The sequence below is a fragment of the Pseudoalteromonas espejiana DSM 9414 genome, assembly GCF_002221525.1.
Classification (GTDB): Bacteria; Pseudomonadota; Gammaproteobacteria; order Enterobacterales; family Alteromonadaceae; genus Pseudoalteromonas; species Pseudoalteromonas espejiana.
Window position 1 is genome coordinate 1083702 of record NZ_CP011028.1, and the last position, 13336, is coordinate 1097037.

A 13336-nucleotide genomic window follows, 5' to 3' on the forward strand; every position below is an offset into this window, starting at 1 on the left:
GCCCATAACACAGTGTGTTGTTATGGGCATGGTATGTTAGAAGTCGTTGGCGCTGTGGCGCTCAGCAAGTTGCTCTTCTCCAGGCCCCCAAGTACGGTTTACACGGCGTCCGCGTTTAACAGCAGGGCGCTGCGATACTTGATTGGCCCAGCGCATAACGTGAGTATACGAAGCCACATCTAAAAATTCGGCTGCATCGTACAACTCGCCCAGCACCAGTGAGCCATACCATGGCCAAATTGCAATATCGGCAATTGAGTATTCATCGCCCGCCATGTATTCGTTTTCACTTAAGTGGCGGTTTAATACATCAAGTTGACGCTTAACTTCCATCGTAAAACGGTCTATTGGGTATTGCATTTTACTCGGTGCATAGCTATAAAAGTGGCCAAATCCGCCGCCTAAATAGGGGGCAGATCCCATTTGCCAAAATAACCAGTTACGACACTGCGTTTTAGCTTGTAAATCGTTTGGTATAAGCACATCAAACTTTTCTGCAAGGTATTGCAGTATTGAACCTGATTCAAAAATACGGGTAGGGGGCGTTGTTGAATGATCCATTAATGCTGGAATTTTTGAATTAGGATTAATATCAACAAAGTCAGAACCAAACTGATCGCCTTCGCCAATATTTATTAAATAGGCGTCGTATTCTGCATCGGTTAGGCCAAGCTCAAGAAGCTCTTCAAACATAATTGTGGCCTTTTGACCATTAGGCGTAGCTAAAGAATAAAGCTGAAACGGATGCTCGCCAATGGTTAAGGTTTTATCATGAGTTGCGCCTGCAATAGGGCGGTTAATATTGGCAAACTTTCCGCCACTTTCACTTTCCCACGTCCACACTTTTGCTGGCGTGTATTCGTTATCGTTGCTCATAAAAACCTCAATTGATGAAATAAAATTTTACTGATAAATAATAAGTAAGGGCAAAAAAGCGTAATTAAAGAGCTATTACTTACCTTTTAGCCTATCTGATTTTGCAAGCTTGTAACCTAAAAAGAATCCGCTTAAAGCCCCAAACAAATGGCTTTCAAACGAGACATGAAAGCGCTGTGGTAATACACCCCAAATAAACCCGCTATAAAGCACCGCCACAACAACTGCAATAATAATAGATTTAAACGAGCGCCTAACTACGCCATAGCACAGTATAAAGCCCCACAGGCCGTAAATTACTCCACTTAAACCCACATGCAGAGAACTTCTGCCAAAGGCCCAAACTAAAAGACCACCAACCAGTGCGGTAAAAATAAATACAGTGTAAAAACGTTTTACGCTGTATTGGCAAATTAGCCAGCTTAACACCGCAAACGGCAACATGTTGCTTGCAAAATGCCACCAGCTACCATGTAAAAACGGCGCGCATAAAATACCCATTAAACCTTGAACGCTGCGTGGGTATATACCTAAACCGTTTAACGTAATGCCCGGTAGGCTATTAATGACTTGTAATATTAAGCAAATAAATACAACGCTGAATATGGCAAAGCGTGTGCTAGTAATAGGTGAAGACGATGAAGGGTTAACGGGCATTTAAATATCCTAAAGGAATTATTTTGTCCCAGTATAGGAGTTGAAAGGGGGGATTCAAAGCAATTTAATACCAGTGCTGCAAAGTACAAGAGCGGTACTTAATACCGCTCTTTGTTATGCTTTAACCTAGTTTTGTAAGTAACTTTTTAGCTGCTTGTTCTGAGCTTGCTGGGTTTTGACCTGTAATTACTAAGCCATCTTCAAGTGCTAACACACCCCAATCATCAGTTTTTTGATAATCGCCACCTTTTTTGATTAGCTCATCCTCAACTAAAAATGGTACTACGTCAGTAAGTTGCACTGCGGCTTCTTCTGAATTAGTAAAGCCTGTTACTTTTTTACCTGCAACTAAGGCATTGCCGTCTGAATCTTTAACATTTAAAAAGGCTGCACTAGCGTGACATACCGCAGCAACAGGCTTTTGCGATTTTACAAAGTCTTCGATAAGAGAAATTGAATCTGTGTTATCTACTAAATCCCATAGCGGGCCGTGGCCACCTGGGTAAAATACCGCGTCAAAGTCGCTCGCATTTACTTCACTAAGCACTTTAGTATTTGCCATTAAAGTTTGTGCTGCGCTGTCTGCATCGTAGCGCTTAGTTGCCTCTGTTTCAAAATCAGCAAGTGTGCTTGTAGGGTCTATAGGTGGTTGACCGCCCGCAGGTGAAGCAAGTGTTACGTCTGCGCCTGCATCTACAAATGCGTAGTAAGGGGCTGCAAATTCTTCTACCCAAAAACCTGTTTTTTCACCTGTGTTACCAAGCTCTGAATGTGACGTAAGTACCATAAGTATTTTTTTAGCCATAACAATATTCCTTCGATTATTGAGTAAATTAATTAATGTTTGGTTTTCACCAAAGCGTTGTAAATACTATATGCACTTAAAAGGCTTTAAACAACGATGATAAATTTAACTTTATTGGTTTAATAATTGATACAATGTAGGCGTTGAATGAGCAATAAGTGGGTTTTGTTATGAAAGTATCGTTTGAGCAACTTAAAAGTATGGTGGTGTTTGCACAAATTGTAGAGCAAGGCAGTTTAACAGCCGCAGCTAAACAGTTAGGTTTAACGCGCGCTGTGGCAAGTTATCATTTAAAAAAACTCGAAACACAGTTAGAAGTAACTTTACTTAACCGTTCAACCCGCACAATGACGCTAACCGAAGCCGGTATCGCTTATTACGAGCGCTGTAGAGTGATTACAGAGCAAGCCAATGCGGCAAATCAGCAAATAGAAAATATTAAAAGTGAACCGCAGGGCTTATTAAAAATTAGCTGCCCAGTTAATGTTGGTATGCAATTAATAGTGCCCGCGATTAATACGTTTAAACGCCAATACCCTAAAATTGATATAGACTTACAGCTTAGCGATGACGTGGTCGATATTATTAAAAATGGCTTTGACTTTGCCATACGTGGTGTTGCGTTAAGTGACTCTAACTTACAAGCAACTAAATTAACCACTATGAGTACCTGCATATGTGGCTCAGCAGATTATTTTGAATATTTTGGTAAGCCTAAAACTCCACAGGCGTTAGCTGAGCATAAATGGGTCGTTTATCAACTGGGCAGTAAAACATTAACCCTTCAAAAGGAGGGAAAAAAACACGACATTACAATGCAAGGCGGCTTAAGCACTAACAATGCCGCAGCGCGTACGGCATTTGTTGAAGCAGGGCACGGGCTTGGCCGTATTCCGCTTTATGACGCTTGGCCTAAAGTACAAGCTGGGCTGCTAGAAATAATACTTGATGACTATAAGAGTAAAGATATAGAGCTTTATGGTGTGTTTCCGCCAGGGGCAGCTGGCTCTAAAAAGCTTAGGCTGTTTATTGATTACTTAAAAGCGTATTTTGTAAAACAGCACACCGCGCTGGGTATGCTGAAAAACATTTAAAAGGCTTTGTGTTAAAGCGTGCGGCTAAATAACGCAACAGCTTGCTGGTACATAGTGATTGCAAGTGCACCGTCGTAGCGCTCGCCCTCATCACGCATAAAGGCATGCTGCGCGTTTACTTCTTGCCATTGGTAGTTAATATCCGTAGCTACACATTGCTGATAAATTTTACTACGGCCTTCCTTTGGTACATGTGGGTCTTGTTTACCCCAAATAAAGTGTATTTCGCCTTGAATATCGGCCATGCGTTCAAACGAGTTATTACCCGCTTGAGCAGGCAAGGTATCACTATGAATATCGGTTGCGTATAAGCAAAATGCGGCTTTTATGTGTGGGTTTAACGCGGCTCTGTAGGCTAAATGCCCACCAATACATACACCCATAGCCCCTAGCGTACCTGTACAGTAATTTTGCTGTTTTACAAAGTCGATAAGCGCTTGAGTGTCGCTGTCGTGGTGTTCAAGTGGCTTTTCCCACTTATCGGCGTTGCCTTTATCTTTACCTGCATCGTCGTAGGCAAGTACAGTGCCGATAGGGTTTAGCTCATGAAATACCTCAGGTACTAATACAACAAAACCATGGCTTGCTAAAATAGCGGCGCTGCGAGCAATGGGTGCTGTTTGCTGAAAAATTTCTGAGTAAAAAATAATAGCGGGGTATTGGCCCTGTGCTTGTGGGCGGTAAACAGTGGTTCGCATTAAACCAGTGGATGTATTTAGGTCGGTATTATGGTGTTGGATTATCATAAAGCGCTCAGTTAAATAATTAATAAGGTTATGGTAACTGAGCGCAAAAAAATAAACGACTACTGATACTGGTTTTTTAAATGCTTGCTGGCATTTTATTACAACTAGCGTAATAACTTACCGTTGCTGGCCAGTCAGAAAATATAGCCATAACGCCCACATCTTGTGCTAGTACATCAACAACTGTCATCATATCGCCATCGTTATCTATTACATCCGCTATTGATTGATAGTAATAACCACCGCCTTCGTTAAGCGGTCCTGAGCGCTCAAGGCTCCATGCTATAAGTTCAAGGCCTGCGGCTTTTGCATCAATTGCATATTGAGAAGGCAAAATATCACTATTGTTATCGATACTTAACATCATCCAAATAGGGGGCGCTAAAATTTTAACGCCATCGGTAACCAGTTCTTCCATACTTGGCTGCCACGTATCTGGGTTACTTGGATCAAATCCCGCTTCGCTGTCGCGCCCATCTAAATAAACACTTTGATTAGCAAAGTCGGGGTTGTTGTTTATCCAGTATTTAACATCATCTAGATTAAATGATTGCGGATAAACACGATTACTTGGTACATCTAATTGGGTGTACTCATCAAGCATTTTTTGCGCATATTGCTGCTGCGTCATGCCATCAAAAGGCATACTTACCTGAGGCGATTTAAGCTCCGGGGTCATTTTTACATCAAGCGCTTTAAACAATTCAAGACTTTGCTTATGAGTCATTAAAGTGCCGCTTGTGGCGTATAAATCTGTGCGCCAGTTGGGCGTGCCTTGCATGTATTCAGCGACTGTAGTGGCTTGTGGATTAGCCCCATCCATCTTGCCTTCAAGCGTTAAAAACTCAGCTAAACTTATATCACTGGTACAGCATTTAGCTGAAGCCGGCGTGCCACTTGATGAGTCGGCTGGGGTAAAAGGTATACTGCATTTAGCTGCAAGTTCATCAATAGCTAAAATATTAGTGGTGGTGTGTAAATCGCATTGTGAATGGCGACACACCAGCTCTTTGTCGTTGGTAAATGTTACATCACATTCAATAACACCCGCGCCCATTCGCGCGGCAGCAGTATAAGACTCTTTAGTATGCTCTGGGTATTGCATAGGGGCACCGCGATGCCCAATAGAAAAGTCGGTTTTATAAAAGGGGCCGTCTTTACACGATTCTAATTTAGTTTTTAAATCGCTCTGTGCCATATCATTAATAAGGTAATCGGCGCGAGTCCCTAATTGAATGTCTGGCGTATCGCCTTTTGCCACTTCAACAATAACAGGGGTAGGCACTTCAACCACTTCGACGGTGGTGTTGGTAACAACAACGTCGTTTTCGACTACTTTTACATCGTCATCGCAACCGCTTAGAAGCGCAAGTGCTAAAGAGCTCATTATTAGGGTGAGATGTTTCATGTTTTATCCTTAACTTTATTTTCCTCAACCCTAACCAGATTTAATGACAAATTAGCTACACTGATGTGACGTTCTGTTTATTTGTACCGATTTGATTAATTATCAGTGCTGCCAACATAATAGCCCCACCAATAGATAACCTTATAATGTCGGCATCTTTATTCCAAATGAGTACGTTAACTATAATTCCGGCTGGGATCAGCAAGTTATTCATTACCGCTAATGCACCAACGTTTACTTTGGTTGCCCCTTTATTCCATAAAAAGTAACCAAGGCCCGATGCAATAACGCCTAAGTAAATAAGTATGCCCCATTGAGTAGAAGTGCTTGGTAATTTATTTGAATTACCAAATAACGCATAACACATTGTAGCCACAATAAGCGCGCCTATAAAAAACCAGCCAAATACGGTTTTATCATCAAGTTTATTATTTGCCATTAAGCGCTTGTAAGTAACTTGCCCGGTTGCAAAGCTAAGGTTAGCGCCTTGAACGAGTAACAACCCCATAATGAAGTTACTATTTAGGTTTTCCCAGCGAATAGCCACAGCGCCTAGCACGGCTATTAAGGCGACTATAAAAAAGCGGGGGTTAAAGTGTTTGTTTAAGCCATCGTTTAAAAGTGTAATGTAAAGCGGCGTCATTACTGTAAATAGCAGTACTTCTGGCACGGTTAAATATAAAAACGAATGATAGTAAAAGCTGTACATTACGCCTAGCTGCACCGCGCCTATTAGCATAAGTTTAAGCGCAACGGGTTTTGGGGTGTTTTTGAGTTTTAAAAAAGGTAAAAAAATAAGTGTTGCCAACGCTATACGTATTAAAACGCTAAACCATGCGTCAACTTGGCCTGCTAAATACACACCAATTAAACTAAACGAAAACGCCCAAAGCAAAGTGACTGCAAATAAGTACTGCATAACCATCATCTTTTAAAAAATATTGCGCTAAGTTTATCTGTTATGGGTGAGGGTATAAACAATAAAAGCCCGCAAGCGGGCTTTTATAAAAAGTGAGCTTAATAAACTAAATTATTTACTCAACTAAACCACGGCGCTTAAGTAGTGCGTCTGTGGTTGGTTTTTGGCCTCTAAACTCAATGTAGCTTTGCATTAAGTCGCGGCTATTACCTTTAGATAGGATTTCTTTACGGAAGTTGTCGCCGTTTTCACGCGTTAAACCACCGTTATTTTCCATGTGCGCAAATGCATCGGCTGCAAATACTTCAGTCCAAAGGTAGGCGTAGTAACCCGCAGAGTAACCACCGGCAAAAGTATGGCTAAAGTAGTTTGATTTATAACGCGGCGGTACAGGGTAGTAATCAATACCGTGTGCTTTTAGCGCATCGCTTTCAAACGTTTGTACATCGCTGATTTTTTTATCTGAACCAAACGAGTGCCATTCCATATCAAGTAAAGCAGCGGCTAAATATTCAGTGGTACCAAAACCTTGGTTGAATTTTTGCGAAGCGAGTACTTTATCAAGTAATGCCTGTGGAATTGGCTCACCTGTTTTGTAGTGCTTAGCGTAGTTAGCAAGTACCGTAGGCTCAATCATCCAATCTTCGTGTGCTTGCGATGGAAACTCAACAAAGTCACGTGCTGTAGCAGTACCCGCTAGGCTTGGGTATTTAACGTCTGAGAATAAACCGTGCGCCGCATGACCAAACTCATGGAACATAGTAGACACTTCGTCAAAGGTCATTAGCGTTGGCTCGCCTGCTGCCGGTTTTGGAATATTTTGTGCGTTGTAAATTACAGGTTTAGTGCCTTTTAAGCCACTTTGGCTCACGTATGCACTCATCCATGCGCCGCCACGCTTCCCTTCACGTGCGTATGGGTCCATGTAAAATAAACCAATTGCACTGCCGTCAGCGTTAAATACTTCGTAGGCTGTTACATCTTCGTGATAAACCGGAAGGTCTTTGCGCTCTTTAAAGGTAATACCGTAAAGTTTATTCATTGCAAAGAATAAACCATCGTGAATTACAGAGTTCATTTCAAAGTATGGCTTAACTAGCGCAGGATCTAGGTCGTATTTTTCAGCACGTACTTTTTCTGCGTAAAAAGCCCAATCCCATGGTTTAAGCTCAAAGCTTTCACCAGAATCGTTAATCACTTTTTGAATTGAAGCGGCTTCAATTTTAGCTTTTTCAACTGCTTTTGGTGCTAGGTCATCTAAAATGCCGTACACGTTGTCAGTTGTCTGTGCCATACGCGAAGTCATTACATACGATGCCCAATCTTTAAAGCCGAGTAGTTCTGCTTTTTGAGCGCGTAAGTTTGTTTCTTCAATAATAATTGGACCGTTGGTCTCGGCTGCACGATTAGCTGATGCAGTAAAAATTTGCTCACGAAGTTCGCGGTTTTCAAGGCTTGATAAAATTGGCTGCTGTGTTGTGTTCACTAACGTGATCATGTAGCCGTCTTTGCCTGCTTTTTTAGCCGCAGCTGCAAGGCCTGCAATTTCACCTTCAGAAAGACCCGCAAGCTTAGATTTATCAGTAACTACAATTACATCTTCTTTAAACGATTTTAAAATGTTTTGAGAAAACGCAGTAGAAAGCTCTGCAAGTTGTGCATTAATACCACGCATTTTTGCTTTTTCAGCGTCGCTTAATTTAGCGCCAGCTTTAACAAATTGCTTGTAGTAAAAATCAACAAGACGTTGATCTTCAGCGTTAAGCGAGTCTTTGTTGTCGTAAATTGTTTGTACGCGCTTAAATAAAGCACCATTTAGGTAAATGTCATCAGAGTGAGCTGATAATACTGGCGCCATTTTTTTACTTATACGCTGGTATTCATCATCTGAAATTAAACCTGATAGATTATAAAAAGCAGCAGATACGCGATTTAATAGCTCGCCAGACATTTCCATTTCAACAAGTGTATTTTCAAATGTTGCAGGTGCAGGGTTGTTAGCAATAGCTTGTACTTGTGCAGTGTGCTGAGCAATACCAGCATCAAAGCCTGCTTCGTAGTCTTTTGTACCAAACTTATCAAACTCTGGCGCCATGTATTGTAATGGGCTTGGTTTGAATAATACATTGTTTGCGTTCATGTCTTGCACTTGTGCTGCGCTCTCTTTTGCCATGTCTTGAGGTTCGTTAGAAGAACAAGCAGATAGGATTAGGGCACTAGCAATAGTAGTGGCGATCAGTGTTTTACGCATAATAACTCCATAAAAAGATGAGCCGAAATAGGCTTTTCGAGTCGAAAACCCAGTTAACTTATCAAATTTTGGCGTTTATACAATAAAGTTTATCGGTATTAAGCGGGATTTAAACGCAAATTAGTTAATGGTTGCGTTAAAAGTGGGTAAAAGTAGCCTTAAAAATGCGCGCAAGGCTACTTAAAATAGTATTGTGTGTGTTTTAGAAGGGGTTAGTTATAACCAAGAACGAACTTTTTTTCAGATCCAAAGCTCGTAGATTGTTGTCCAAATTCTTTATTAATGGTGGCCAATGTTTGCTCTTGCTCGGCAAGAAGGCACAAAATTTTATTACGGTAATCTAAGCTGCTTTCAAACAGATTTAAATCTACCTGCGGCTGCAAAGTAGCGAGTCTTTGATTTAATGTAAGTTGTGACATATGTATTCTCCAGTGCTTGTACACTATTTATATAGCACTCGGTGCAATAAAGAGTTAATAAATAATGCAATATATAGCATTGAACTTATTAACTTGGCGTTTTAGTTATATTATGCCGTGCTAAGCTTAGCGAAAACTGAACCACACTTAGTTTTAGTGAACAAATAACAAACAAAAAAGATATTGGGAACACTTATGACTCTAGAGCAAATTAATCAATACTTAGCTTTTGTAATATTCACTTATAACGATGTGGATATTACAGTAGCAAAAGTAATTCAAGTGCCACTTATATTGTTTGCCATGTGGTTTGTAGTAACGCGCATTGGCAAGCTAATTAAAAAAACATTACTGGCTAAAAAAATAAGCCAAGACGCAGTGCATTTATTTACTCGTATTTACTTTATTTTAAGTATCGCTATTTTAATTTTTACATCGCTTGAAGTACTCAGCATACCGCTTACGGCATTTGCTTTTGTATCGGGTGCGATTGCTATTGGTGTAGGTTTTGGCGCACAAAATATTATTAATAACTTTATCAGCGGTTGGATACTCATGTGGGAGCGCCCAATTCGCATTGGTGACTTTTTAGAGGTAGGTAATGCAAAAGGCGTTGTTGAAACGATTAATACACGTTCTACACGTATTCGCCGAAACGATGGCGTACATATGCTTATACCTAACTCCCAACTTTTAGAAAACACCGTTACAAACTGGACGCTTATAGATGGGAATGCACGTTCCTCGGTAAGCGTAGGTGTTGCCTATGGTTCAGATGTTGTGCTTGTTAAAAAACTCATTCAACAGGTGCTTGATGAACATGACGCTATTTTAGCTAACCCAACATCGTCGGTAATGTTTGATGACTTTGCCGATAGCTCTTTAGTGTTTAACGCCATTTTTTGGGTTTGTGCTGAGTCTGAAACCATGCTTAGAAAGGTACGCAGCGACATTCGCTTTAGCATTTATGCGGTTTTTGAAAAGCACGATGTAGTTATTGCATTCCCACAGCGCGATATTCATATAGATGGTGAAATTGCCTTTAAGCGAAATAGTTAAATCATCATTATATAAGCAGCATAAAATTGATTGTTTCTAATACAGGTTTTTATGTAAATTAATGATTTATGGCTACTTTAACTTGCAGTTTGAATGAAAGGACATATGTCCGCATTATTAGTCTTTTGCATCTAAATGTAGATAAAAAAGCGTGAAAGTGCGGTTAAATGTTGCAAAAAAGTTTACTTTTTTGTACATATTTATGCAGTAAATTTGTAATACAATGATATAATCTTCATCGTTCGTTCAGCCTCATTACTCCGTTTTTGTACTCTCGGTGATGAGGTCCGCGCGCCATAAAGCAAGACGCGAAAAATTGTACGAGCCCGCAATGAATACATTGCGCAACACAAAAAACCGTTGAACAAGAGTGCATACAAAAGGTTTATACCCGACATGAAAGCAATCAAAAAAACTGCAATAGCGACCATAATTAATGCTGCTTTATTATCTGCAGCTGGTACCTCTGTTTCTACTCTTGCTGCTGAAGAAGAAACTGCAAAAAAAAATAACCAATTAGAAGTTATTCAAGTTACTGCTCGTAAACGTGTAGAAAATGCCCAAGAAGTTCCTGTTGCTGTATCTGCATTACAAGGCGATAACCTTGATGCTTACAGTTCAGCTGGTATGGATGTTCGCTTTATGAGTGCGAAAATTCCAAGTCTTTCAATCGAATCTTCGTTTGGACGTTCTTTCCCTCGTTTTTATGTTCGTGGTCTGGGTAATACCGATTTCGATCTTAATGCTTCACAGCCTGTATCATTAGTTGTTGATGAAGTTGTTCAAGAAAATGCTATTTTAAAAGGTTTCCCAGTATTTGATGTTGAGCGCGTAGAAGTATTACGTGGCCCTCAAGGTACACTGTTTGGCCGTAACACGCCGGCTGGCCTAGTTAAATTTGATACTGCTAAACCAAGTCAAGAATTTGAAGGTTACGGTGCTGTTTCTTACGGTAGCCGTGGCGCTGTAGATACAGAAGGTGCTGTAGGTGGCGCACTAACAGATCGTTTATCTGCACGTGTTTCACTACTATGGCAAGACAAAGACGATTACATTGATAACCAAGCGCCAGGTTTTGAAGCGAAAGACGAGCAGGGCGGCTACACAGAAAAAGCAGCGCGTATTCAGTTTTTATACGAAGACGATGACTTTACTGCACTACTAAACTACCACACACGTGATTTAGACGGCTCACCAATTGCGTTTCGTGCAAACGTTATTGAAGCAGGCTCTAATGATTTAGTAGACAACTACGAACACGATGTTGTTTATCAAGATGCTGCTTCACGTTCAACACAACAAGTAGAGTCTGAAGGCGCAAGCTTAAAGCTTGAGTGGGATATTAGCGATGAGTACACTATTACCTCTATTTCAGGTTGGGAAAGTGCAGAAATATACTCACGTGCCGATATTGATGGCGGTTACGGCGGCTATTCAATAGATGGTGAGTCTGTTGCTATGGGGCCTGGAACCATCCCATTCTCTAATGAAAGTGCGGATGGTATTCCAGAACACGATCAGTTAACTCAAGAGCTACGCCTTGCTAGTAACTTTAGTGGCGATTTTAACTACCAAGTTGGTCTTTTTTACTTTGACGAAGAACTAACAATCGAAAACTTTAGTTATGACACTTCAAATAATGGTGTTTTAAATGGGTTTGTTCGCCAGCAACAAGACACAACAGCATGGGCTGTATTTGGCTCAGCAGATTACACCTTTACAGATGAGTTAAAGGTAACCGTAGGCCTTCGTTACTCCGACGATGATAAAGATTTCTCTGCTAATCGGTTAATTGGTTCTCCAATACCACCAGTTGATCTTAATGTAAGTGATGATCATGTTAGCTGGGATTTATCTGCAAACTATAAACTAAACGATGATGTTAACTTATACGGCCGCATAGCTAACAGCTTCCGTGCACCGAGTATACAAGGTCGTGTTTTATTTGGTAGTGAAGCAACTACGGCAGAGTCAGAAACAATTACTTCTTACGAAACCGGTATTAAATCAGATGTGCTAGACGGGCAAGGCCGCGTAAATGCAACTGTATTTTATTTCACAATGGATGATCAACAGTTAACAGCTGTAGGTGGTGGTGCTAACTTTAACCGCCTAGTTAATGCAGATAAGACAACTGGCTATGGTTTTGAGCTAGACACTGAGTGGGTATTAAGCGATGAGTTTAATGCAACATTTAATTTAAGCTACAATAAAACTGAGATCAAAGATAATAACCTAAGTATTGCAGCTCCTAGCCGTTCAACGTTAAATATTACAGACCCTGTAGTGGACGGTAAAGTATTTCTTGACGGTAACAGCCTGCCACATGCGCCAGAGTGGATTTCTAACTTTACGCTTCGTTACAACAAAGAGCTTGAAGATGGTAACTTCTTTGCGCTAGGTGATATTTCATACCGCAGCGAAATTAACATGTTCCTTTACGATTCAGTAGAGTTTGAAGGTAAAGCATTAACAGAAGTAGGTTTACGTGCAGGTTATGAGTGGGCTGAAGGCGACTACGAGTACCAAGTATCTGCATTTGTTCGTAACTTATTTGATGAACAGCAAGCAATTGGCGCAGTAGATTTCAATAACAATACGGGTATTGTTAATGAAGAGCGTTACATTGGTGCAGAATTTAAAGTTAACTTTTTCTAAAACTAACTTAAATTAGATTAATTTTAAAAGCCTGCCTTGTGCAGGCTTTTATGTTTTTATAAAGCTGGTAAAGTAGCGTTAATTAAATTGAATGAGATGAACAAATGGCTGGATTTTGGAACTACCGTGTAATTTTTTGTGAAGCAACAAAAGATGAAGCCGCGCAATATCAAATACACGAAGTAGAGTACAACTTAAACGGTAAAGTGACTAATTGGTCTGAAACGGGGGCAGCTCCATTTGGTACCACACTTGATGAATTAGCCGCTGATGCTGATCGTCTAAAAACGGCTTTAGAAAAACCTGTACTTAAAGTTGTTCGTAAAGCACGAGGTTATGAGCTGGTTGACGTTGAAACTGGCGAGGAAGCATTTGCTGAGCCGCCTGCAGGCTTAACAGCATAAAAAATTAAGGCGCTTAGGCGCCTTTTTTAACGCTAAAATT

12 protein-coding genes are annotated in these 13336 nt (G+C 40.6%); 4 read left to right on the plus strand and 8 right to left on the minus strand.

Annotated elements, in window-relative coordinates; translation table 11 throughout:
- Positions 1-36 precede the first annotated feature (36 nt).
- The 3 genes from yghU to PESP_RS04965 form a co-directional block, all read right to left on the minus strand.
- Complete coding sequence (gene yghU / locus PESP_RS04955) at positions 37-876, minus strand: glutathione-dependent disulfide-bond oxidoreductase (RefSeq protein WP_089347040.1); 840 nt, start codon at positions 874-876, stop codon at positions 37-39.
- 75 nt (positions 877-951) lie between these two features.
- Positions 952-1533 (minus strand): rhomboid family intramembrane serine protease, encoded by a 582-nt coding sequence (locus tag PESP_RS04960; RefSeq protein ID WP_089347041.1) that lies wholly within the window; start codon positions 1531-1533, stop codon positions 952-954.
- Between the two features lie 121 nt (positions 1534-1654).
- Positions 1655-2338, minus strand: coding sequence for a type 1 glutamine amidotransferase domain-containing protein (locus PESP_RS04965; protein ID WP_089347042.1), 684 nt, complete (start codon positions 2336-2338; stop codon positions 1655-1657).
- A gap of 170 nt (positions 2339-2508) precedes the next feature.
- Between PESP_RS04965 and PESP_RS04970 the strand changes: the two genes are divergently transcribed.
- Complete coding sequence (locus PESP_RS04970; protein WP_089347043.1) at positions 2509-3432, plus strand: LysR family transcriptional regulator; 924 nt, start codon at positions 2509-2511, stop codon at positions 3430-3432.
- An 11-nt stretch (positions 3433-3443) separates the two neighbouring features.
- On the opposite strand, the gene PESP_RS04975 is transcribed toward PESP_RS04970, so the two are convergent.
- The 5 genes from PESP_RS04975 to PESP_RS04995 all read right to left on the minus strand — a co-directional run bounded on the left by PESP_RS04975 (position 3444) and on the right by PESP_RS04995 (position 9175).
- Complete coding sequence (locus PESP_RS04975; RefSeq protein ID WP_089347044.1) at positions 3444-4178, minus strand: dienelactone hydrolase family protein; 735 nt, start codon at positions 4176-4178, stop codon at positions 3444-3446.
- A gap of 76 nt (positions 4179-4254) precedes the next feature.
- Positions 4255-5586, minus strand: coding sequence for a glycerophosphodiester phosphodiesterase family protein (locus PESP_RS04980; RefSeq protein ID WP_089347045.1), 1332 nt, complete (start codon positions 5584-5586; stop codon positions 4255-4257).
- 55 nt (positions 5587-5641) lie between these two features.
- Entirely contained in the window at positions 5642-6505 is an 864-nt protein-coding gene (locus tag PESP_RS04985) for a carboxylate/amino acid/amine transporter (RefSeq protein WP_174694374.1), read from the minus strand.
- A 115-nt stretch (positions 6506-6620) separates the two neighbouring features.
- Positions 6621-8756 carry a M3 family metallopeptidase gene (locus PESP_RS04990; RefSeq protein WP_089347047.1) on the minus strand — a complete coding sequence of 712 codons (2136 nt, stop codon included), beginning with the start codon at positions 8754-8756 and terminating at the stop codon, positions 6621-6623.
- Between the two features lie 212 nt (positions 8757-8968).
- Complete coding sequence (locus PESP_RS04995; RefSeq protein ID WP_089347048.1) at positions 8969-9175, minus strand: hypothetical protein; 207 nt, start codon at positions 9173-9175, stop codon at positions 8969-8971.
- Positions 9176-9370: 195 nt separating this feature from the next.
- Here PESP_RS04995 and PESP_RS05000 point away from each other — a divergent pair, with 195 nt between their 5' ends.
- From PESP_RS05000 to PESP_RS05010, 3 genes are all read left to right on the plus strand, one after another.
- Entirely contained in the window at positions 9371-10234 is an 864-nt protein-coding gene (locus PESP_RS05000) for a mechanosensitive ion channel family protein (RefSeq protein WP_089347049.1), read from the plus strand.
- A gap of 396 nt (positions 10235-10630) precedes the next feature.
- A complete protein-coding gene (locus PESP_RS05005) occupies positions 10631-12892 on the plus strand; it encodes a TonB-dependent receptor (protein WP_089347050.1) in 2262 nt (753 codons plus the stop codon).
- 104 nt (positions 12893-12996) lie between these two features.
- A complete protein-coding gene (locus PESP_RS05010; RefSeq protein WP_004587389.1) occupies positions 12997-13296 on the plus strand; it encodes a hypothetical protein in 300 nt (99 codons plus the stop codon).
- The last annotated feature ends 40 nt before the right edge of the window (positions 13297-13336 follow it).